The sequence below is a fragment of the Nocardia brasiliensis ATCC 700358 genome (genome assembly GCF_000250675.2).
Lineage (GTDB): Bacteria > Actinomycetota > Actinomycetes > Mycobacteriales > Mycobacteriaceae > Nocardia > Nocardia brasiliensis_B.
This window is the reverse complement of sequence record NC_018681.1, coordinates 7,283,442-7,304,416: the sequence shown is the minus strand read 5'-3', so window position 1 is coordinate 7,304,416 and position 20,975 is coordinate 7,283,442. Positions and strand designations below refer to the sequence as shown.

The 20,975-nt window shown below is 69.2% G+C and carries 20 protein-coding genes; 9 read left to right on the top strand and 11 right to left on the bottom strand.

Annotated features, from left to right (window positions below):
* Positions 1–167: 167 nt before the first annotated feature.
* The 4 genes from O3I_RS32415 to O3I_RS32400 all read left to right on the top strand — a co-directional run bounded on the left by O3I_RS32415 (position 168) and on the right by O3I_RS32400 (position 5,220).
* Positions 168–965 (top strand): class I SAM-dependent methyltransferase, encoded by a 798-nt coding sequence (locus O3I_RS32415; protein WP_014987251.1) that lies wholly within the window; start codon positions 168–170, stop codon positions 963–965.
* Positions 962–2,566 (top strand): 1,4-alpha-glucan branching protein domain-containing protein, encoded by a 1,605-nt coding sequence (locus tag O3I_RS32410; protein WP_014987250.1) that lies wholly within the window; start codon positions 962–964, stop codon positions 2,564–2,566. Before O3I_RS32415 ends, O3I_RS32410 begins: the two co-directional genes overlap by 4 nt.
* Entirely contained in the window at positions 2,563–3,816 is a 1,254-nt protein-coding gene (locus tag O3I_RS32405; RefSeq protein WP_014987249.1) for a glycosyltransferase family 4 protein, read from the top strand. The genes O3I_RS32410 and O3I_RS32405 overlap by 4 nt, the downstream gene beginning before the upstream one ends.
* A gap of 450 nt (positions 3,817–4,266) precedes the next feature.
* On the top strand, positions 4,267–5,220 hold the full coding sequence (locus O3I_RS32400; RefSeq protein ID WP_014987248.1) for a hypothetical protein: 954 nt from the start codon (positions 4,267–4,269) through the stop codon (positions 5,218–5,220).
* A 64-nt stretch (positions 5,221–5,284) separates the two neighbouring features.
* On the opposite strand, the gene O3I_RS32395 is transcribed toward O3I_RS32400, so the two are convergent.
* Positions 5,285–6,625: a PQQ-binding-like beta-propeller repeat protein gene (locus O3I_RS32395; protein WP_014987247.1), complete on the bottom strand. Its 1,341-nt coding sequence runs from the start codon at positions 6,623–6,625 to the stop codon at positions 5,285–5,287.
* Positions 6,626–6,896: 271 nt separating this feature from the next.
* Between O3I_RS32395 and O3I_RS32390 the strand changes: the two genes are divergently transcribed.
* Positions 6,897–7,646 carry an acyltransferase gene (locus O3I_RS32390; protein ID WP_029898358.1) on the top strand — a complete coding sequence of 250 codons (750 nt, stop codon included), beginning with the start codon at positions 6,897–6,899 and terminating at the stop codon, positions 7,644–7,646.
* Positions 7,647–7,682: 36 nt separating this feature from the next.
* A complete protein-coding gene (locus tag O3I_RS32385) occupies positions 7,683–8,228 on the top strand; it encodes a DUF1697 domain-containing protein (protein ID WP_014987245.1) in 546 nt (181 codons plus the stop codon).
* Here the strand turns inward: O3I_RS32385 and O3I_RS32380 are convergent.
* The 10 genes from O3I_RS32380 to ctaD all read right to left on the bottom strand — a co-directional run bounded on the left by O3I_RS32380 (position 8,209) and on the right by ctaD (position 17,911).
* Positions 8,209–9,393 (bottom strand): class I SAM-dependent methyltransferase, encoded by a 1,185-nt coding sequence (locus O3I_RS32380; protein WP_014987244.1) that lies wholly within the window; start codon positions 9,391–9,393, stop codon positions 8,209–8,211. The two genes, O3I_RS32385 and O3I_RS32380, sit on opposite strands and share 20 nt — an antisense overlap.
* Positions 9,393–10,370 (bottom strand): class I SAM-dependent methyltransferase, encoded by a 978-nt coding sequence (locus tag O3I_RS32375; RefSeq protein ID WP_014987243.1) that lies wholly within the window; start codon positions 10,368–10,370, stop codon positions 9,393–9,395. The genes O3I_RS32380 and O3I_RS32375 overlap by 1 nt, the downstream gene beginning before the upstream one ends.
* A 157-nt stretch (positions 10,371–10,527) precedes the next feature.
* Positions 10,528–11,304, bottom strand: a complete 777-nt coding sequence (locus O3I_RS32370; RefSeq protein WP_014987242.1) for an enoyl-CoA hydratase-related protein — start codon at positions 11,302–11,304, stop codon at positions 10,528–10,530.
* Between the two features lie 34 nt (positions 11,305–11,338).
* Positions 11,339–12,175, bottom strand: a complete 837-nt coding sequence (locus tag O3I_RS32365; protein ID WP_041563006.1) for an NUDIX hydrolase — start codon at positions 12,173–12,175, stop codon at positions 11,339–11,341.
* A 49-nt stretch (positions 12,176–12,224) separates the two neighbouring features.
* Positions 12,225–13,058 (bottom strand): ABC transporter ATP-binding protein, encoded by an 834-nt coding sequence (locus O3I_RS32360; RefSeq protein WP_014987240.1) that lies wholly within the window; start codon positions 13,056–13,058, stop codon positions 12,225–12,227.
* 62 nt (positions 13,059–13,120) lie between these two features.
* Positions 13,121–13,294, bottom strand: coding sequence for a hypothetical protein (locus O3I_RS45100; protein WP_014987239.1), 174 nt, complete (start codon positions 13,292–13,294; stop codon positions 13,121–13,123).
* A gap of 154 nt (positions 13,295–13,448) precedes the next feature.
* Positions 13,449–14,255 (bottom strand): aminoacyl-tRNA hydrolase, encoded by an 807-nt coding sequence (locus O3I_RS32355; RefSeq protein ID WP_014987238.1) that lies wholly within the window; start codon positions 14,253–14,255, stop codon positions 13,449–13,451.
* Positions 14,255–14,728: a protease inhibitor I42 family protein gene (locus O3I_RS43130; RefSeq protein ID WP_014987237.1), complete on the bottom strand. Its 474-nt coding sequence runs from the start codon at positions 14,726–14,728 to the stop codon at positions 14,255–14,257. Before O3I_RS43130 ends, O3I_RS32355 begins: the two co-directional genes overlap by 1 nt.
* Positions 14,729–14,791: 63 nt before the next feature.
* Entirely contained in the window at positions 14,792–16,009 is a 1,218-nt protein-coding gene (serB, locus tag O3I_RS32345) for a phosphoserine phosphatase SerB (protein ID WP_014987236.1), read from the bottom strand.
* A gap of 159 nt (positions 16,010–16,168) precedes the next feature.
* Positions 16,169–17,911 carry a cytochrome c oxidase subunit I gene (gene ctaD / locus O3I_RS32340; protein ID WP_029898337.1) on the bottom strand — a complete coding sequence of 581 codons (1,743 nt, stop codon included), beginning with the start codon at positions 17,909–17,911 and terminating at the stop codon, positions 16,169–16,171.
* Positions 17,912–18,187: 276 nt separating this feature from the next.
* Here ctaD and O3I_RS32335 point away from each other — a divergent pair, with 276 nt between their 5' ends.
* The 3 genes from O3I_RS32335 to O3I_RS32325 all read left to right on the top strand — a co-directional run bounded on the left by O3I_RS32335 (position 18,188) and on the right by O3I_RS32325 (position 20,885).
* Complete coding sequence (locus tag O3I_RS32335; protein ID WP_014987234.1) at positions 18,188–18,994, top strand: VOC family protein; 807 nt, start codon at positions 18,188–18,190, stop codon at positions 18,992–18,994.
* 180 nt (positions 18,995–19,174) lie between these two features.
* Positions 19,175–20,269 (top strand): ABC transporter substrate-binding protein, encoded by a 1,095-nt coding sequence (locus O3I_RS32330; RefSeq protein ID WP_063632287.1) that lies wholly within the window; start codon positions 19,175–19,177, stop codon positions 20,267–20,269.
* Between the two features lie 163 nt (positions 20,270–20,432).
* Positions 20,433–20,885 carry an AMP-binding protein gene (locus tag O3I_RS32325; RefSeq protein ID WP_014987232.1) on the top strand — a complete coding sequence of 151 codons (453 nt, stop codon included), beginning with the start codon at positions 20,433–20,435 and terminating at the stop codon, positions 20,883–20,885.
* The last annotated feature ends 90 nt before the right edge of the window (positions 20,886–20,975 follow it).

Below are 20,975 nucleotides of genomic sequence, written 5' to 3'. Positions count from 1 at the left end.
GAGCCGTACGTCCGTGTGAGTAGCTCGGGCGTGACATTACCCTACGCTAAGTTACCCATGGGTAACTTAGCCTCTTCTCTCTCACAATGCCAGCCCCGGCGATATGGTGCGCCGGTCCGGGAGGCGGGTGCGAGTGTCTCGCAACTAGACGTACCAGTAACGTGCGAATGATGAGCGAGGCTGTGATCCCTGCCGCAGTGGACCAAACTTCCGGCACGAACAACGCCGAACCGCTGCCGTTGACCGGCGAGCGGACCGTGCCCGGCATTGCCGAGGAGAACTACTGGTTCCGCAGGCACGAGATCGCCTACGCCGAACTGCTGCCCCGCTGCGCCGGAAAAACCGTGCTGGAGGCCGGATCCGGCGAAGGCTACGGGGCCGACATGATCGCCGGCGTCGCCGCCAAGGTCACCGGTGTCGACTACGACACGGGCGCGGTCGAACACGTGCGCGCGCGTTACCCGCGCGTCGAGATGATCCAGGGCAATCTCGCCGCACTGCCGCTCGCCGACGCCTCGGTCGACGTGGTCGTGAATTTCCAAGTGATCGAACATCTCTGGGATCAAGCCCAATTCCTCCGGGAATGCCTGCGGGTGCTGCGACCCGGCGGCGAACTGCTGATCAGCACGCCCAACCGGATCACCTTCTCGCCCGGACGCGATACCCCGCTCAACCCGTTCCACACCCGCGAACTGAACGCCGCCGAACTCACCGAACTGCTGGTCGAGGCCGGGTTCGAGGTAGCCGAGCTGACCGGTGTGCACCACGGCCCGAGCCTGAAAGCGCTGGACGCCAAGCACGGTGGCTCGTTCATCGACGCCCAGATCGAGCGCGCGCTGGCCGGTGAGCCGTGGCCGGCCGAGCTGACCGCCGACGTCGCCGCCGTCACCATCGACGATTTCGTGCTGCTCGCCGAGGACATCGACGCGAGCCTCGACCTGGTCGCCATCGCGGTGAAGCCTTGACCGGGGCGGTACCCGGCCAGTTCACCCTGGTGCTGCACTCGCACCTGCCCTGGCTCGCGCACCACGGCCGCTGGCCGGTCGGCGAGGAATGGCTCTACCAATCCTGGGCCGCCTCTTATCTTCCCGTCGCGGAAGTACTGAGAACGCTTGCCGCCGAAGGACGTTCGCACCTGCTCAGCCTGGGCATCACGCCGGTGCTCGCCGCACAGCTGGACGACCCGCACTGCCTCGCAGGCATGCACCACTGGCTCGGCAACTGGCAGCTGCGCGCCGACGAGGCCGCGATGGCGGGCAATCGCGCGCTCGGCCGGCACGAACATCGTTTGGCCACAGCGGCGCTCGCGGATTTCGAAACACGCTGGCGGCACGGCGCGGCACCGGTCTGGCGCGAACTCATCGACGCCGACGCCATCGAACTGCTCGGCGGACCGCTCGCGCACCCGTTCCAGCCGCTGCTCGACCCGCGGCTGCGTCAGTTCCAGCTCAGCGAGGGCCTCGGCGACGCACGGCATCGCTGGGGCCACACCCCCACCGGCATCTGGGCGCCCGAATGCGGTTACACCCCCGGCATGGAGACGGGCTACGCCGCCGCGGGTGTGACGCATTTCATGGTCGACGGGCCCGCCCTGCGCGGCGACACCACCCTCGGGCGGCCGGTTCGCGAGTCGGACGTGGTCGCGTTCGGCCGCGATCTGCACGTCAGCTATCGGGTGTGGTCGCCGAAGTCCGGCTATCCCGGGCAGAGCGCCTACCGTGACTTTCATCACTACGACCACGCGACGGGCCTCAAGCCCGCGCGGGTCACCGGCAAGACGGTGGCCGGTCCGGACAAGGCGCCCTACGACCCCGAACTCGCCGCCGCGGCGGTGGTGCGCGATGTGGATGATTTCGTCCAGACGGTCCGCGAGCGACTGATCGGCGAATCCGAGCGGATCGGCCGGCCCGCGTTGGTGGTGGCCGCGTTCGACACCGAATTGTTCGGCCACTGGTGGCACGAGGGTCCGCAGTGGTTGGCCCAGGTGTTGCGGGCCCTGCCCGAAGCGGGCGTCACCGTCGGCACGCTCGCCGACGCCAGGGAACGCGGATTCGTCGGTGCGCCTGTGCCTTTGGCGGATTCGTCGTGGGGTTCCGGCAAAGACTGGCGGGTCTGGGCCGGTGACCAGGTGCGCGACCTGGTGGAACTCAACGACGACATCGTGCGGCTCGCCCTCGACACCATCGACAAGATGCGGGCCGCCGACGGTGGCCGCGGACTCCGCGACAACGTTGCCGACCAGTTGCTTCGCGAGGCGATCCTCACCGTGTCCAGCGACTGGGCCTTCATGGTCAGCAAGGACTCCGCCGCGGGCTACGCGCGCGACCGCGCACACCGGCACGCGCACGCCGTGCGGGAGATCGCGGCCGCCGTCGGCGCGGGCCAAGTCGCCAAAGCACGGCAATTGGCGGCAGGATGGGGGGCGGCTGACGGACTGTTCCCGGGTGTGGACGCCCGGCGGCTCGCGAGCGCCGGAACCGGAGCACATGTCGCAGTGCCTGCCCAGCACGCCGCCGCCGCAGGATCGGGCCCCGTTGAACGGTCCACCGCAGAAGGACATGCATGAAGATTTTGATGGTGTCGTGGGAGTACCCGCCGGTCGTGGTCGGCGGGTTGGGCAGGCATGTGCACCACTTGGCGACCGAACTGGCCAAGGCGGGCCACGAAGTGGTCGTGCTCGCGCGCAGGCCGTCCGGCACCGACTCCTCGACCCATCCGACCCACTCCTTCATCGCCGAGGGGGTGCTGGTCGTGGCCGTCGCGGAGGATCCGCCGGTGTTCGACTTCGGCGAGGACATGCTGGCCTGGACGCTGGCGATGGGGCACGCCATGGTGCGTGCGGGGATCGCGCTCGGCAAACCGGGCATCGGTGACGGCTGGGTGCCCGACGTGGTGCACGCGCACGACTGGCTGGTCGCGCACCCGGGTATCGCGCTGGCCGAGTATTACGACGTGCCGCTGGTCTCGACCATCCACGCCACCGAGGCGGGCAGGCACAGCGGCTGGGTCGCGGGCAAGGTCAACCGGCAGGTGCATTCGGTCGAATGGTGGCTGGCCAACGAATCCGACGCGCTGATCACCTGCTCGACCTCCATGCAGGACGAGGTGGAACGGCTCTACGGGCCCGAGCGGGTGCCGATGACGGTGATCCGCAACGGAATCGACGTGGGCGCCTGGACATTTCGGCCGCGCTCACCGCGCACCGGGCCGCCGCGGCTGCTCTACGTCGGTCGCCTCGAATACGAGAAGGGCGTGCAGGACGCGATCGCCGCGCTGCCGCGGATCCGGCGCGCCCACCCCGGCACCACGCTCACCGTCGCCGGGATCGGCACCCAGTTCGAGTGGCTGCGCGAACGCGCCCGGGTACATCGGGTGGCCCGCGCGGTCACCTTCGCCGGACAGCTCGACCACACCGAACTCCTCGGCTGGCTGCACGGCGCCGACGCCATCGTGCTGCCGAGCCGGTACGAGCCCTTCGGCATCGTCGCGCTCGAAGCCGCCGCCGCGGGCACCCCGCTGATCACCTCCACCGCGGGCGGGCTCGGCGAAGCCGTGATCGACGGCGTCACCGGCGCCTCGTTCGAACCGGCCGACGTCGACGGCCTGGTCGAGGCGGCCCGCGCCACCCTCGACGACCCGGCCGCCGCCCAGGACCGCGCCTACGCCGCCCGCGAACGCCTCACCGCCGACTTCGCCTGGGACGTGGTCGCCGCCGAAACCGCCCAGGTCTACCACGCCGCCAAACGCCGCGTCCGCAACCCCCTCGGCCGCCCCACCATCATCGAACGCCCCCTCCCCGAACGAGACCCGAAGTAGGCGCGACTCTTCGCGGTGGGTCAGCAAGAACAGGACCCCGCTGCCGCTGGAATGCGGACCGACCCGCCTAGAAGTTGCTGATGCTCAGGGCGGCGGTAGACAGCGTGAGACGGCACTACGATTGCTCATGCACTCGATTCGTCAAGAGCTTCACCGTCTCATCGATGAGCTACCCGAAAACGAACTCCGCCCTGTGCTCCGGCTGCTGCGAGGCATCCTTTCCACGAACGACAGCGCACCGGAGCGCACCTCGTCCTGAATCGCCCCGTGGGCAACGAGTTCGGTCCGCAGCAATGCCGCGCGCTTTTCAGCGTCACGCCCGCGAGTTCGTCGGCTGACACGCGCGCGGCACGTCAATTTGTACGCGGGAGCGTTATCCACAGCGCGAGGCTGTCCACAGGTACCCGGTTTCGGGGCTGATCCGGGGGGCGTGGCAGGCACGATGGGCGAATGGGCACCGGACCGATCCAGCGCAGTGAGGCGCTGGCAGAAGGATTCAGCGACCACGAGTTGCGGAGATTGACCGCTCGTTGCGGCTGGCACCGGATACGACCCGGCTCCTATCTGCCACCGCAGGTGTACGAGACGTTGGACCGGCAGCAGCGGTACAGCGCCTTCGTCCACGCAGCGGCAGCACACCTGTCCGCACCTGCGGTCCTCAGCCATCAGTCCGCAGCGGTGGTCCAGGATCTGCCGTTGTGGGGATTGGCGCTCGATCGCGTGCACGTCACTCGGCACCGAGCGGGCGGTGGTCGACGCCGCAAACATCTCCATGTGCACTGTGCGCCGTTCGAAGAGGCGGATGTTGTTTCGGTCGGCCCGTTGCGCGCATTCACACCGGCACGCACCGTCGCCGATATCGCACGTACCGCCGCGTTTCAAGCTGTCGTGGCCGTCGGCGACGCGGCAGTACGCCGTTTCCAGTTGTCGCACGAAACCCTCTGTCAGGCACTGTCTTACGCAGAAGGCAGGCCTGGCTTCCGCGCCGCCGCACGCGCAATCAGACTACTCGACGGACGCAGCGAAAGCGTCGGCGAATCCCGCAGCCGTGTCGTCCTCGCCGACCTCGATCTGCCGACCCCGGAATTGCAGAGCACGATCCTGGACACGGCCGGTCGATTCGTCGCCCGCGTCGACTTCTGCTTCGAGCAACTGGGCATCATCGGCGAATTCGACGGCAAACTGAAGTACGACGGGAGCCTGACAGAACCCGCGACCACGGTCTACGAGGAGAAACTCCGCGAGGACAACCTACGCGACCTCGGCTGGGAGGTCGTCCGCTGGACCTGGCCGGACCTCGACACCACAACGAACTTGGCGGACCGCTTCCGCCGCGCCGTCGCACGGGCCGCGCACCGTCCGCGTCCCACAGGGCGCATCGTGCGAATGCCGCGCACCTTTTAGCGCCGCGCGCACCAATTCGCCGACGAAAAGGTGCGCGGCACGCGAAAAGGTGCGCGGCGGAGCGTCAGCGCTCGGGTTCGAAGGTGAAGAGTTCGCCGATGCGGGTGGCTACCAGGACTTCACCCTTCGGGCCGATGGAGGTGCCGGTGGTGCTGCCCTGGGCGCCGGGCAGGACATCGGAGTCGATGGTGGCACCGGTTTTGGTGTCGAAGGTGATCAGGTTGAGGCCGTCGCCGATCGCGGCGGTGGTGTAACCGGTGCCGCCCGCGGTTTGCACCGGGGTGCCACGCAGGGCGAGATCCTTACGCTCCCAGACGGTTTCCGCGGCATCACCGGTGTCACGGAGGGCGAGCAGGTAGCCGTCGTCGCCGGCGGGGATGATCAGGCCGGCGTCGGACACCGAAAAGCCGCCCTGTGGAGCCCATTCCAGCTGATGCACCCACTTGGTGCGGCCGTCGGCGGTGTCCACCGCGATGAGCCGCTTGCTGTTGTCGCCGACGTAGAGCGTTTTGCCGTCGCTGGACAGCACCGGGCTGGTGCCGCTGCCCCCGGAAAGCAGCTCGGCGCTCCACTCCTGCTGAATCTTGTTGTCCGCGTAGCGCAGTGCGACGAGCGCCGCGGCGGGATGCCCCGGCTTCCAGACCGTCACGAAGAAGCGGCCGCTCGCGGCGTCGACGGCGGAGATGTTCGCGACCGGGCACTGCGGTCCGCCGGTGCGGCAGTCGTCGAGCCCCTGCCCGGCCGCCGGACGGGTCAGATTCGGGTACTCCAGGAAGTCCGGCTCACCGAGCAATTGCGTGGTCGGGACGGTCCGCTCGCCGGTCTGCCGGGACAGCACATCGACCTGGCCGGACTGCGTGACGACCAACAGCCTTCCGTCACCGGTGAATTGCGTCGACACCGGGGTGCCGCCGATCGGCGTCCGCCAGCGAGGCTGCCCGAGATAGTTGTAGGAGTTGACCGCGTCGTCGTCGCCGACGTAGACGTTGGTCGCGCCGTCGACCACGCTCGGCGCCGAGATCGCGCTCGGACCGAGCTTGCTGCAGAAGCGCTTGCGGCCGGTGGCCATCTGGCCCGAGAAGAGCATGCAGTCGCGCGAGAGCGTGGTCAGGAAGAACTGCCCGTCGGGACCGATGGTGACCGGCTCGGCGATCGGCCCGCCGATCGGACGCGACCAGCTCAGCGCGATCTTCTTGGCACCGGTGACCGGACTGGTGCCCGCGTTGCGACCGTCGTGGAAGGCGGCGGGCCAGCCCTTGCCGGGCCCGACCGTGATGTCGTCGACGTCGGTGCCACAGCCGGTCAAGGCCAGCGCGCTGATCGCGGCCAGCGACGCGGCCAGCCGCACCCGCGACGGTCGCCACCGGGAACTGGCCAGTATGCCGCCGCTACGCACCTGCTGCACTCCTGTCGTCGTTTCCGCTCGGACGAGACTAAAGGGTGTCGACCCACCGTCGGCGCAGCAACCCGGTTTCGGGTGTACGCGTGTGGATTCCGGGACGCCGCCCCCGGCGTCGGAGCCACTGTACGGGAGCCGCACCCGCGCGTCCGTCAAGTGGTGCGGTTCCGGGGCGGGTGGCCTGCGGATGGACTGCGTCCGACCACGCCAACTAGGCTCTACCCCGTCGCCGCCGGGGCGCGCGACCAGTCGTTGGACCAGGACAGGAGAGCCGTACGTGACGAGCATGTGGGGCGCGCCGTTGCGCTCGCGCTGGCGTGGATCGCGCCGCCGGGATCCGCAGCAGGCCCGTTTTCTGACGGTGGCCTCGCTGCGCTGGGTGCTTGCCAACCGGGCGTACACGCCCTGGTATCTGGTGCGCTACTACCGGCTGCTCAAGTTCCGGCTGGCCAACCCGCATATCGTGCTGCGCGGCATGGTCTTCCTCGGCAAGCGGGTGGAGGTGCACGCGACTCCCGAACTGGGCCGGATGGAGATCGGCCGCTGGGTGCACATCGGCGACGGCAACGCCATCCGCTGCCACGAGGGTTCGCTGCGCATCGGCGACAAGGTGGTGTTCGGCAAGGACAACGTCGTCAACACCTACCTCGATATCGAGATCGGCGAATCCACCCTGGTCGCCGACTGGTGCTACATCTGCGACTTCGACCACAAGATGGACGACATCACGCTCCCGATCAAGGACCAGGGCATCGTGAAGAGCCCGGTGCGCATCGGCCCCGACACCTGGATCGCCGCGAAGGTCACCGTGCTGCGCGAAACCCGGGTCGGCCGCGGCTGTGTGCTCGGCGCGCACGCGGTGGTGAAGGGCGAGATCCCCGACTACAGCATCGCCGTCGGCGCCCCCGCGAAGGTGGTCAAGAACCGCAAGGCGGCCTGGGAGGCCGGCGCCGAGGAGCGCGCCAAGTATCTCGCCGCGCTCGAGGACATCGAACGCAAGAAGAACGGCGCCACCACGACGGCTTAGTCGCTGCGGCCCGCCGCACTCGGTAGCGTCTGCGGTATGCACACCTACGCCGCGCTGTTGCGGGGGATCGCGCCGAGCGGGAAGAACATGAGCAACGACAAGTTGCGCGGCGTGTTCGAAAGACTCGGGTTCGACAAGGTCGCTTCGGTGCTGGCCAGCGGCAACATCGTGTTCCGCAGCACCGACACCGATATCGTCGAGCTGGAAGACCGGATCCAGCAGGCGTTGAATCGGGAACTCGGGATTCCGGGCGGCACCATCATCCGCAGCCACACCGAACTGCGCGCGCTGCTCGACAGCGACCCGTTCCCCGGACTGACCCACGGACGTGGCACCTATCTGGTGGCGACCTTCCTCAAGGACGGGGCGAAGGCGCCGGGCAAGCTGCCGGATCAGCCCGATCCGCTGACCCGCATCGTCGGCTACGACAAGCCGTGCCGCACCTTTCTCGCCGTCGTCGACAACAGCGAACCGGGCAAGACGCCGGACTTCATGAGCTGGCTGGACAAGACGTACGGCAAGGACATCACCACGCGCACCTGGCTGACGGTGCAGCGTGTGGTCAAGAAGATGGAGGCGTAGCCGCGACGGCCGTGCACAGGAAGGCGGTGGGGGTGCGGCCGATTCGGGTGATGACCAGCGTGAAGGGCTGGCTTCCTTGGGGTTTGAGGGTGCGGCGGAGTTTGTCGGGGTCGACGTCTACGCCGCGGACCAGGATCTCCAGTGGGCCGCAGTCGTGGCCGCGGAGTGCGGCGCGCAGGGTTTTCTCCCGGTAGTCGAGGCGGTCGACGATGCGGAAGCCGCGGGTGCCCGGCGGGACGGTGTCGCCGGTGAGATAGGCGATGCGCGGATCCAGTTGCCAGAGGCCGTGTTTCGCGGCGTAGTGCCGCACCAGGCCGGCCCGGACCACCGCACCGTCGGGATCGATGAGCCACGCGCCGGGCGCCTGCTCGGGGATATCGTCGGGGTCCGCGTCGGTGAGAGTGAAAGATGGTCCGGCCGAGAACAGTACGGTCGCGCGACGACAGATCGCGGGATCGGTGAGGCCACGCGACCACAGGCACGCCTCGCGGACCGCGCCGTCGAGCGAGGCGACCTCGATCTCACCGGACCAGTCGAGCCGGTCGAAATCCAGTCCGGGAGCGCATTTCACGACCAGGTCGCGCCCGGGGTAGGCGGCGAGCAGGTCGGGCAGCGGCGGTTGCAGCTTCGCGGGATCGTGGGTCCGTTTGCCGTCGGCCCGCCGCGCCGGGTCCGCGACCACCACGGTGTCCCTGCTCACCGGCACCAGCGCATCCGCCTTGGCCAGCAACACATTTCGGGATTCGGCGAGATTGTGCGCGGCCATCGCCAGCCGCACCTCGTCGAGGTCGCTGCCGAGTACCGCGGGACAGACGCGCGCCAGCTCGGCCAGCTCGGCCCCGATCGAACAGGTCACGTCGTGCACGGCACGCCCGGCCAGGCGGACGGCGCGATGCCGGGCGACCAGCGTCGGGGTCGCCTGCTGCAGAGCGTCGTCGGTGAACAACCACGCCCCCGCGGCGGCGAGCTTGACGGCCGCCTTGCGCCGCAGCCGCACCGTTTCCACCAGCGCGGCCGCCCACGGGCCGTGCTCGCGCCGCACCCGTTCCAGATCGCGCAGCAGCGCGGCCGGGGTCAGCTCCAGCCGGTCCACCTCGGACAGCGCGGCGCTACCCGCCGAGCTGCCGAGGAAGGCGACATCCGGACGACCGAAGCCGTAACCCACTACTTGGCGGCGGAGTGCGGCTTCACGCCGGTGATCATCGCGTTGTAGAAGAACTGGCGGGGCACCACGCGGCGCATCACGTTCTCGTCCAGCCAGCTCAGCCGCAGCCACGCCTTGTACATGGCCATCCGGTAGCCCATGGTGAGCTTCTCGTCCGGCACGGCCGCCTCGAAGGTGCGCACCGGCCAGCCCCACAGCGCCGCCGCGAACTCCTCGGTGGTCGCTTTGACCTCGATCGCACCGGCCGAGCGCGCCATGCCCTCCAGGTCGCTGGGATCGAACGTGTGCAGGTCGACGACCGCCTCGAGCGCCGCGGCCCGCGAGGACTCGTCGAGCTCGGTCTGCGGACGCCGCCACCCGGCCAGCTGCGGCAGCTTGGTGACGGTGGTGGTGGCCTTCCAGGTGATCCGGCCGAGCCAGCGCGCGTAGAAGTTGCCCGCGGTGGTCGGCTCGCCGGCGAACACGAAGCGCCCGCCCGGCTTGAGCACGCGCAGGCATTCCTTCAGTGCCAGTTCGACATCCGGGATGTGGTGCAGCACCGCGTGCCCGCACACCAGGTCGAAGGTGTCGTCCTCGTACGGGATGGTTTCGGCGTCGGCGACCCGGCCGTCCACGTCGAGGCCCAGGTTCTGCGCGTTGCGCAGCGCGACCTTGACCATGCCCGGCGACAGGTCGGTGACCGAACCGGATTTGGCCACGCCGCCCTGCATCAGGTTCAGCAGGAAGAAGCCGGTACCGCAGCCCAGTTCGAGGGCGCGCTCGTACGGCAGCGGGGCGGGACCGACGGCCGCGTCGAACCGGCCGCGGGCATATTCGATGCAGCGCTCGTCATAGGAGATCGACCATTTGTCGTCGTAGGTCTCGGCTTCCCAGTCGTGGTAGAGGACCTGGGCGAGCTTCGTATCCTTGCGCGCTGCTTCGACCTCGGCCTCGGTGGCGTGCGGGTTCGGCGCGGGGTCGTCAGGGCGTACCGTCATGGCAGCCAAGCCTACCCAAGGTCAACCGATGATCTTGCCGTCGGCCCACCCAACCGGACGCCCGCCGGACCGGCGGCCGGACAGCAACCTGTTCCGATCAGGCGATCTTCCGGAAACCCCTGTTCAGAACGCTCGCGACGACGAGCCGCTGCACGCCTCAGTGCCCGACGAACGCGGCAGATCCGGGACCGTCCGCCAGGTAGGACTCGGTGCCGATCCGGCGGTCCTCGGTCGCGAACAGATCAGACCATTCGGTCTGTGCGCGATCCAGTCCGTGCGGGCCCGCCTCGAACACCGCCTTGGCCGCGGCGAGCGCCCGGGCCGGGGCCGCGGTGAACTGCTGGGCCCAGCGCAACCCGGCGGTGTACACGTCGTCGGGCGGCACCACCTCGTCGACCAGACCGAGCGCCAGCGCCTCGGCCGGCTCGACGAACCGGCCGCTATAGACGAGGTCCTTGGCCGGGCCGGGCCCGATCAGCAGCGCGAGCCGCCGGATGCCGGCGAGCGGGATCAGCCCCGCCTTGATCTGCGGCAGGCCGAGTTTGACGTTGTCGCCGATGATCCGCCGATCCGCGCCCAGCGCGAGCTCGAGTCCGGCGCCGAGACCGTAGCCGCTGATCGCCGCGACCGTCGGCTGCGGCAGCCGGGCCAGGCAGCCGAGGTGACCCTGCAGATCCGCGGCCAGTGCCCGCGCCTGGCCTTCGCCGAGTGCGGCCAGTTCGGCCAGATCGTCGCCCGCGGAGAACACCCGCTCGTCGCCGTAGACCATGACCGCGGCCACCGTCGGGTCGGTCGCGACCGCCGCGGCCGCCTCGGCCAGTTCGCGCGCCAGCTGCAGATTCAGCAGGTTCAACGGCGGGCGGTCGATCCGGAGGACGGCCACGCGGCGCGCGGCATCACCCTCCGGCAGCTCCAGGGTCACGAATTCGGCCATGGGAGCAGACGCTACCGGGTGCCGGGTCGTGGCCTCACTTGCGGACGGATCCCTTGAGCTTGCTCGGATCCGGCAGGTCGGTCAGGTAGCGCCCGTTGTCCGGGAACATCAGCACCCGCCGCCCGTCCTGTTCCACCAGCTCCGGCATGATCGGCTCGATCACCGGCTCGGCGGCGAGAATCTCTGCGGTGGAGCCGAATTCGCTGAGTCCCTGCAATTGCGACCAGGTAGGCGGCAGCAGGATGTCGGTGCCCGCCCGCCACCGCCGCAGCGCCTCGGCCGCGGTACGCCAATTCACCTCCGCCGCTTCGGAGGTGGCACCGTCGGCCAGCTGCCCGGCGGGCAGCACCGCGACGAAGAACCGGGTGTCGTAGCGGCGCGGCTCGACCACCGGGGTGATCCAATTCGCCCACGGCCGAAGCAGATCCGCGCGCAGCACCAGGTTCTCCGCGGCGAGGAAACCGGCCAGCGACAGTTCGCGACGTTCCAGCCGGCCGCGCGCGGCGCGGTAGCCGGTGGTGTCGGAGACCACCGTGTCCGCGGTCGGACCGGCGAGCAGCACCCCGCATTCCTCGAAGGTCTCCCGCACCGCGGCGCAGACCAGCGCCTTGGCGCGCGACTCGGTGGTCGCGAATCGCTCGGCCCACCAGGCGGGTTCGGGTCCGGCCCAGGCGATATCGGCGGTGCCGTCGGTGGGATCGACGCCGCCGCCGGGGAACACGGTCATCCCGGCCGCGAACGCCATCGCGCCGACCCGGCGCTGCAGGAAGATCTCGGGCCCCTCGGCGCTGTCGCGCACCAGCAGCACCGTCGACGCATCCTTGACCGGCGGGGCAACCTGAGAGCCGGCCGCGGTGTTTGTCTCACTCACCCCTGCACAGTAACCCGCGTGCGGTACGCGCTGTCACGGGTAGGTGCGGTCAGCGGGTGCGGTGTTTTCCGGCCCGGCGGGCGCGCCGGGCGAAGTAGCGGCCGTCCACCTGATCGAGCGCGATCGACTGACGGAACGCGTCGCTGAGGTTCTCCGAGGTGAGCACGTCGGTGAGCAAACCCTGCGCGATCACCTCGCCCTCGTTGAGCAGCAGGCCGTGCGTGAAGCCGGGCGGGATCTCCTCGACGTGGTGGGTGACCAGCACGATGGCGGGCGCGTCCGGGTCGGCGGCCAGATCGCCGAGCCGTTCCACCAGTTCTTCGCGACCCCCCAGGTCCAGGCCCGCGGCGGGCTCGTCGAGCAGCAGCAGTTCCGGATCGGTCATGAGCGCGCGGGCGATGAGCACCCGCTTGCGCTCCCCCTCGGACAGGGTGCCGTAGGTGCGATCGGAAAGATGTTCGGCGCCCAGGCTTTCCAGCATGTCGACGGCGCGGTCGGTGTCGACGTCGTCGTAGCGTTCCCGCCAGCGGCCGAGCACAGCGTAGCCCGCCGACACCACCAGATCGCTGACCTTCTCCTCGCGCGGCACCCGGCCGGCCACGGCCGCGGAGGACAAGCCGATCCGCGGGCGCAGTTCGCTGATGTCGACCTTGCCGAGCACTTCGCCGAGCAGATGCGCCACGCCGGAGGTGGGATGCAGCTCGGCGGCCGCCATGCGCAGCAGCGAGGTCTTGCCCGCGCCGTTGGGGCCGAGCACGACCCAGCGTTCGTCGAGCTCGACCTGCCAGGTCACCGGGCCGACGAGCGTGTGGCCCGAACGGCGAACAGTGACGTCGGTGAAATCGATGAGCAGATCCGGATCCGGTTGTGGCACGCGGTCCATCTTGGCCCACCCATGGGATCACTGGCCAACGCGGGCGGGGGTGCGTGGCGCGTGTCGCCGGGTCAGCGTTTGCGGCCGAGCGCGAAGAGACCGCGTAGCCGCTGGTCGTCGTCGTGCTCGGCCCCGGGATGCCGCTCGTCCCGCTCGGGCGACTTGTGTAGCAGTCGCGCCACGAGGAAGGCCAGTGGAACCGACAGCAGCACCCAGACGGCGAGAATCACCAGCAGCGTCGTCATAGCTGGTCCATCCCTTCGGTCGACAAAGCCGCGTTGCCTTGGGTCTTCGAGCCTCCGCTCGGCAGCCCCGGCGAGATAGAGCACAACGTCCTCGAGTGATACCCCGATTCGGCCCGCCCGAAGCCTCTTCGGCCCTCGCGACTGTTTCGGACGGTCACCCGGCTTGCGCGGGGACCGCTATCACTGTCATCGAGCCGGGCGCCACTTCCGTGAACCCGGCGTCGCGCACGGCCACTGCCGATCCGTGTGCGACCGCATCCGCCAACACTTTCCATTGTCGCGCGTCGGCTTCCCGGACGGCACAACGAAATTCTCGCTCGGCCCAGCACCGCGCCTGCGCCACGGTCAGCGCACCCGCCAGCAACATGCCGGCGTGACCGACCTGCGCGGCGGCCTTGCCCAGGGTCATGCCGAGCGCCGAATTCACCCACAGCACCGGCAGTTCCGCCGGGGCGGGACCGGGATCGTCGTGCTCGAGGTCGGTACCCCCGATCTGCAACCGCTTGATCCGCGGATCGACCGCGCCGACCGGTCCGGGGACGAACGCGCGGGCCTGCGCCCCGTCGACCTCGACGGTGACGCCCTCGACCTCGTTCGCGGCGAGCCACTGGGCGCCGCGGGCTCGCCTGCTCACCTTGCGGATACGCGAGCGCTTCCAAGCCAGGTAGCGCTCGGCCCACTCGCCGCCGGGGCCGACCCGTTCGTCGAGGCACAACGCCACCGTCGCGGCGGCGGCCGCGGCGAGCAACGCGCTGCGCGGTGGCGGGTCCTGTTTGGGCAGGTGCAGCACGATCTGCATGGCCTGCACCATGGCCGGATCGTCCGGGTCGCCCGCGCCGCCGTAGCCGGCCGCCAGCTCCGCGTGCCGGACGCGGAAGCCTGCCTCATCGAATTCGACTGTCCGCCCCGGACTTTCGTGTTCGTCCCGGATTCCGGCCGCGCATTCCGGGATGCTCGACATCACTCCACCTTGATCGTCAGCGAAAACGTCTGCGCGGGTGCGATTCCCTGCTCCCACGGGCGCATGTAATCCATCGTGAGTTGCGTGACGCCCGCGCCCTCGCCGACGAAGGTCCACTCCGAAGTGCCGCCCGCACCGGGCGCCACCGGCACCGACGAATCCTGCTTGAACGTCGGTTCGCCTTGCACCCGAGCCACATTCGGGTCCAGGCCGGAGATCTGCCAGGAGAAGCCGGTGGACGGATTCGCGGGCAGGGTCAGCACCAGCGACTGCCCGATGGTGAGCCGGCGCTCCTGCCCGTTGGCCTCCTGCGTCGCGTTCAGCACCGAGAACGCGGAGCCGGACGTCGGCGCCGCCGCGGACGTCGGTTTCGCGTCGGCAGAGTCGTCCTTGCCGCATCCGACGACCGACAGCCCGACTAACAGCACCAGCAGAGTCTTGCGCACCGAAAGCTCCGATCGCCTGATGATCATGGTCGGCGTCAGCCTACCGACGATGCCGACCCGAGCGGGACATCGACACCGGCTACCCGGCGCTCAGCCCAGCGGCACGCGCCGGAGCAAACCGTCCCGGGCGTCGGCGGCCTCCACCTCGTGCCGGGTGACGCCGAGGACGTAGAGCACCGCGTCCAGGTAGGGATGCGACAGCGCCGCGTCTGCGACCTCGCGCAGCGCGGGCTTGGCGTTGAACGCGACGCCCAGTCCGGCGGCGTTGAGCATGTCGATGTCGTTGGCGCCGTCCCCGACCGCGACGGTCTGTTCCATCGGCACGCCCGCCTCGGCGGCGAACTTGCGCAGCGCGGTCGCCTTGGCGGCCCGGTCGACGATCTCGCCGACCACGCGGCCGGTCAGCTTGCCGCCGATGATCTCCAACGTGTTGGCCTGCACGAAATCCAGTTCCAGCTCGTGCGCGAGCGGCTCGATCACCTGACGGAACCCGCCCGACACCACACCGCAGCGGAAGCCGAGCCGGCGCAGCGTGCGGATGGTGGTCCGGGCGCCGGGTGTCAGCTCGATCCGGTCGGCCACCTCGTCGATCACCGACTCGTCCAGGCCGGCCAGGGTCGCGACGCGTTGACGCAGCGATTCGGCGAAATCGATCTCGCCCGCCATCGCGGATTCGGTGACCTTGCGGACCTCCTCCTCGACGCCCGCGTGCGCGGCGAGCATCTCGATCACCTCGCCCTGGATCAGCGTCGAGTCGACGTCGAAGACGATGAGGCGCTTGGCCCGCCGGGCCAGGCCGGCCCGCTCGACCGCGACGTCGACCTGCTCGGCCACCGCGATCTCGGCCAGCGCGGTACGCAGTCGCGAGTCGGTGCCGACCCCGGTATCGGTCGCGGTGACCAGCAATTCCATTCCGGTGACCGGATAGTCGGCGATGCCGCGAATGGTGTCGATGTTCGCGCCGAGCGCGGCGAGCTGCCGCGACACCGCGCTGAACGCGTGCGCGGTGACCGGGGCGCCCAGGACCACCACCGCGTGGGTGGACATCGGCTGCCTGCCGATCTCCGCGTCCACCTCGACATCGACGTGCATGCCGACGGTGTTCATCGCTTCTTCGAGCTCGTCCTGCAGTGACTCGGCGTCACCCGGGCAGGTGACCAGCACGCCGAGCGTCAGCCGGCCGCGGATCACCACCTGCTCGACGTCGAGCAGGTCCACGTGGTGCCGCGACATCGCGGCGAGCAGCACGGACGTCACACCGGGACGGTCGGGTCCGGTAACGGTGACGAGAACGGTGGTGTCGGTCAACTGATGTGCTCCAGGGTCGTGGTGCGCCGTCGCTGTGCTTGACCTCGTTGTCACTTCGCTCCGGGCGATGATGCCCTGCGGTGAGCGCAAGCTCCCGCAGAAACGAGTGTGCACCTGCTGTCACCAGCAGGTGCACACTCGTCGTCGTAATCCTTGTGCCTACTTGGTCGCGACCGCGCCCTCGTGCACATCGTGGGCGTGCTTGCCCGAACCCCAGCCCACGTGCGCCTCGGCCCGCATCCGCTCGACCATGTGCGGGTAGTGCAGCTCGAAGGCGGGACGCTCGGACCGGATCCGCGGCAGCTCGTAGAAGTTGTGCCGCGGCGGCGGGCAGGTGGTGGCCCACTCCAGCGAGTTGCCGTAGCCCCACGGATCGTCCACGGTGACGACCTCGCCGTAGCGGAAGCTCTTGAAGACGTTCCACACGAACGGCAGCATCGAGGCGCCGAGGATGAAAGCGCCGATGGTGGAGATCGTGTTCAGCGTGGTGAATCCGTCGCTGGGCAGGTAGTCGGCGTAGCGGCGCGGCATGCCCTCGGCACCCAGCCAGTGCTGGACGAGGAAGGTGGTGTGGAAGCCGACGAAGGTGGTCCAGAAGTGCCACTTGCCGAGGCGCTCGTCCATCATCCGGCCGGTGATCTTCGGGAACCAGAAGTAGATGCCGGCGAAGGTGGCGAACACGATGGTGCCGAAGAGCACGTAATGGAAGTGCGCCACAACGAAATACGAGTCGGTGACGTGGAAGTCCAGCGGCGGCGAGGCGAGGATGACGCCGGACAGGCCGCCGAAGAGGAAGGTCACCAGGAAGCCGATCGACCACAGCATCGGCGTCTCGAAGGTCAGCTGGCCGCGCCACATGGTGCCGATCCAGTTGAAGAACTTCACACCGGTCGGGACGGCGATCAGGAAGGTCATGAACGAGAAGTACGGCAGCAGCACGGCGCCGGTGGCGTACATGTGGTGCGCCCACACCGCGATCGAGAGCGCGGCGATGCCGAGCGTCGCGTAGACCAGGGTGGTGTAACCGAAGATCGGCTTACGCGAGAAGACCGGGAAGATCTCGGACACGATGCCGAAGAACGGCAGCGCGATGATGTACACCTCGGGGTGGCCGAAGAACCAGAACAGGTGCTGGTAGAGCAGCACGCCGCCGGTGGCCGGGTCGTAGATGTGGCCGCCGAGGTGCCGGTCGTAGGCCAGGCCGAACAGGGCGGCGGTGAGCAGCGGGAAGGCAAGCAGGACAAGCACGCTGGTGACGGCGATGTTCCAGGTGAAGATCGGCAACCGGAACATGGTCATGCCGGGGGCACGCAGGCAGACGACGGTGGTCAGCATGTTGACGCCACCGAGGATGGTGCCCAGACCCGAGACGGCCAGACCGAGGATCCACAGGTCCGCGCCGACGCCCGGCGAATGCAGGATGTCGGTGAGCGGGGTGTAGGCGGTCCAGCCGAAGTCGGCGGCGCCGCCCGGGGTGATGAAGCCCGCGGTCGCCATCGTGCCGCCGAACAGGTACAGCCAGTAGCTGAACGCGTTCAGGCGCGGGAAGGCGACGTCAGGGGCGCCGATCTGCAGCGGCAGCACGATGTTCGCGAAGCCGAACACGATCGCGGTCGCGTAGAACAGCAGCATGATCGTGCCGTGCATGGTGAACAGCTGGTTGAACTGCTCGGGCGAGAGGAACTGCAGGCCGGGGCGGGCCAGTTCGGCGCGCATCATCAGCGCCATCAGACCACCGATGAGGAAGAAGCTCATCGCGGTCACCAGGTACATGACACCGAGCACCTTGGGGTCGGTGGTGGTGACCATCTTGTAGAGAAAAGAACCCTTCGGCCCGGTCCGTGCCGGATACGGCCGAGTCGCTTCCAACTGCTGGACTGGCTGGGGCTCTACCGCAGTCACTGATCCTCCTGAAGGTGCCTTTAGGTCGCTCCGCAGGCTCCGCTGCTTGCGTCCATCCCCGGGTCGGAACAGACGACAGTTCGCTTGCGCTTCTGGAATCGTAAACCGTGCTGCCGCAGCAATCCGCACGGGTCCTACTCTGTGTCGTATTTCGTTGATGAGCACAGCGCTGGTCCGGCGGACCGACCACTCCGCACAACACGCTACCGATGAGTCAGCCGCGCGGCGACCGTCTCTATGGCAGACACTGTTCCGCCCCAGGCCAGGAGACCAGCCATGACCGTTCCGAACCAGCCCGCACCCGGCGATCCCTGTTGGGTCGAGCTCTACACCTCCGATCCCGAGCGCAGCATCGCGTTCTACCGCGAACTCTTCGGCTGGACCGTGGATCGCGCGCCCGCCGAGTTCGGCGGCTACCTCACCTTCCGCAAAAACGGCCTGGCCGTCGCGGGCGGGATGGGCCGGATGGCCGGCGACGACAGCCCGGAACAGTGGACCGTCTACCTGGCCAGCCCGGACGCCGCGGCGACGGAGAAGAAGGCGGTCGCGCAGGGCGCCACGGTCGTCGTGCCGACGATGGCGATCGGCGATATCGGTCATATGGCGGTGCTCGGCGATATCGGCGGCGCGGGCGTCGGCATCTGGCAGGCAGGCACTTTCGGCGGTATCGAGACCGCCGCGCTGGTCACCGGCGGGCAGTGGAGCGACCACCACGGCGTGCCCGCCTGGTTCGAACTGCACACCCGCGACTATGACGCCGCGCTGGACTTCTATCGCACGGCCTTCGACTGGCGGGACCCGTTCGCCGTCGCGGACGGGCCCGGGTACCGCTACACCACCATTCACGCGCAGAGCCCGATGCTCGGCGGCGTGCTGGACGCTGCGGCTTTCCTGCCCGAGGGCGCGCCCGCGAGCTGGACCGTGTACTTCGGCGCCACGGACGTGGACGAGTCGGTCGCCAAGGTGGTCGAGCTCGGCGGATCGGTACTGTCCCCGGCCCAGGACGCCGAGTTCGGCCGGATGGCGACGGTCACCGACGCCACCGGAGCCCGGTTCAACCTCGGCGGCAACAAGGCCGGGTAGCCGTACAGCGGCCCGGAATCCCCTGCCGCGCAGTGTGATTCCGGGCAGCGCGGGCGGCATCCGGTGGGCCGCGAAATGCCGATACCGGCGCGAACGCAGGATCGACCGTTCCGGCGGGCGGCGCGCGGCCGCAGTGACCTCTCCCCCGCCGGAACGGTCGGCGCATGTACCCTCACCCGCATGCCGCTGAGCGCCTTCGTTCGTACCCGAAACCGCACAGCTACTCCCGGATCCGGCAGCGCCCGCGTGGCGCGGCGCCGGCTGGCCGCCGTCGTCGCGCTCGCCGCCACCGTCGTCGCGGCGGGGTGCAGCAAGACCGACGACGCGAGCACCATCGTGCGCACCACGACCAATATCGCGGGCGCGGGCGTCGTGGGGCTGGAACGCGACACCACGCGCGCGTGCCCGCTGCCGAGCGCACCCGACCCGGCCAACGGCAGCACCCGCACGGTGACCCACGCCGCGGGCGTCTCCGAGGTGCCCGCCGACCCGAAGCGCATCGTCGTGCTGACCACCTCCGCGCTCGACGCGACCTGCGCGGTCGGGCTGTGGGAACGCGTGGTCGGCGCGGTGACCATCGACGGACCGAGCCCGCAGCCGGCCTATCTCGGCACCGGCGTGCTGAAGATTCCCGGTGTCGGCACCGCGGCTCAGCCGAACCCGGCCCTGATCGCCGAGCTGCGTCCGGACCTCATCATCGGCGACATCCCCACGGCCACCGCGAGTTTCGACGCGTTGCAGGCGATCGCGCCCACCGTGCTGGTCGGCGCGAACAACAGCTGGCAGGCCGAATTCACCGCGCTCGCAGCCGGTTTGGGCCGCAAGGCGGCCGCCGACGCCGCGCTGGAGGACTATCGCACCGCCGCGACCGACACCGGCAACGTGCTCAGCTCCGGCCAGACGCAGGCGTCGGTGCTCCGCTTCACCGGCGATACCAACCAGATTCAGGGCAGCAACAGTTTCGCGGGCCAGATCCTCGCGGACGCGGGTGTGCAGCGGCCGCAGGCCCAGCGCGGCACCACCTTCGACGTGCGGCCCGACGAGTTCGCCGGCAAGCTCGAGGGCGATCTGATCTATGTGCTGCTGGCCGGCGCGGACGGGAAGAAGCACGGCGAGCAGGTGATGCGCTCGGATGCCTTCAAGGACCTCGGCGCGTCGACCGACAAGCGGGTCTTCGCGGTCGAGGACACCGTCTGGCACGGCAACGGTCTCACCGCCGCACGGGCGCTGCTCACCGATCTGACCGGCACCCTCAACGGGTTCGTCACCGACTGACCGCGGCGCGGTACCAGATACCGCGGTACCCCCTGGGGTGAAAAACGCACACCCTGGGAGGGACAGCGTCCAGCGCTTGGGTTGCTGTCGAAGTTCGCCCTCGTGGCCGAGATTTAGAGGCAAGCAAGAAACCTCTTCTCCGAGACTTCGAGGGACGGACATCATGTACACGCTGACCGCATCGCAGACCGACAACCTCCGCCTGCTGCCGCTCACGCGGCCCGTCGCCGTGGTCGATCCGAACGCGGTCGTGGCGTCCACCTCCGATTGCGCCCTCACCTACGCCGAGCTGGACCGCTGGTCCAACCGCCTGGGCCGGCTGCTGCTCGGGCTCGGCGCGGGTCTCGACACCCGCGTCGCGATCGCGATCGACGACGAGATCGAGTCGGTGGTCGCCGAGCGCGCCACGGTGAAGATCGGCGGCATCCCCGTCCCGGCCACCGGCGACGCCTCGTTCGCCCTCGGCACCACGGTCGGGGTCACCACCAAAGCCCGCCGCGGCGAGCTCACCGACGCGATCGACTGGCTGGTGCTCGACGACCGCTCGACTTTGCAGCGCTACCTCGCGGGCTCCGACGCCCCGCTCACCCCCGCCGACCACCCGCTCGCGGCCTGAGCTGCGACAGGCGCGTCCGACGTCGTTCGGGCGCGCCTGTCGCGTGTCCGGGTACCGCATGTCGGCAAACACCCATCGGTGCACACGTCA

Excerpts from the sequence above, each read along its gene's own strand:
- O3I_RS32415 (WP_014987251.1), top strand. The coding sequence starts at position 168 with ATGATGAGCGAGGCTGTGATCCCTGCCGCAGTGGACCAAACTTCCGGC.
- O3I_RS32405 (WP_014987249.1), top strand. The coding sequence starts at position 2,563 with ATGAAGATTTTGATGGTGTCGTGGGAGTACCCGCCGGTCGTGGTCGGC.
- O3I_RS32400 (WP_014987248.1), top strand. The coding sequence starts at position 4,267 with ATGGGCACCGGACCGATCCAGCGCAGTGAGGCGCTGGCAGAAGGATTC.
- O3I_RS32385 (WP_014987245.1), top strand. The coding sequence starts at position 7,683 with ATGCACACCTACGCCGCGCTGTTGCGGGGGATCGCGCCGAGCGGGAAG.
- O3I_RS32375 (WP_014987243.1), bottom strand. The coding sequence starts at position 10,370 with ATGACGGTACGCCCTGACGACCCCGCGCCGAACCCGCACGCCACCGAG.
- O3I_RS32370 (WP_014987242.1), bottom strand. The coding sequence starts at position 11,304 with ATGGCCGAATTCGTGACCCTGGAGCTGCCGGAGGGTGATGCCGCGCGC.
- O3I_RS32360 (WP_014987240.1), bottom strand. The coding sequence starts at position 13,058 with ATGGACCGCGTGCCACAACCGGATCCGGATCTGCTCATCGATTTCACC.
- O3I_RS45100 (WP_014987239.1), bottom strand. The coding sequence starts at position 13,294 with ATGACGACGCTGCTGGTGATTCTCGCCGTCTGGGTGCTGCTGTCGGTT.
- O3I_RS32355 (WP_014987238.1), bottom strand. The coding sequence starts at position 14,255 with ATGTCGAGCATCCCGGAATGCGCGGCCGGAATCCGGGACGAACACGAA.
- O3I_RS43130 (WP_014987237.1), bottom strand. The coding sequence starts at position 14,728 with ATGATCATCAGGCGATCGGAGCTTTCGGTGCGCAAGACTCTGCTGGTG.
- O3I_RS32335 (WP_014987234.1), top strand. The coding sequence starts at position 18,188 with ATGACCGTTCCGAACCAGCCCGCACCCGGCGATCCCTGTTGGGTCGAG.
- O3I_RS32330 (WP_063632287.1), top strand. The coding sequence starts at position 19,175 with ATGCCGCTGAGCGCCTTCGTTCGTACCCGAAACCGCACAGCTACTCCC.
- O3I_RS32325 (WP_014987232.1), top strand. The coding sequence starts at position 20,433 with ATGTACACGCTGACCGCATCGCAGACCGACAACCTCCGCCTGCTGCCG.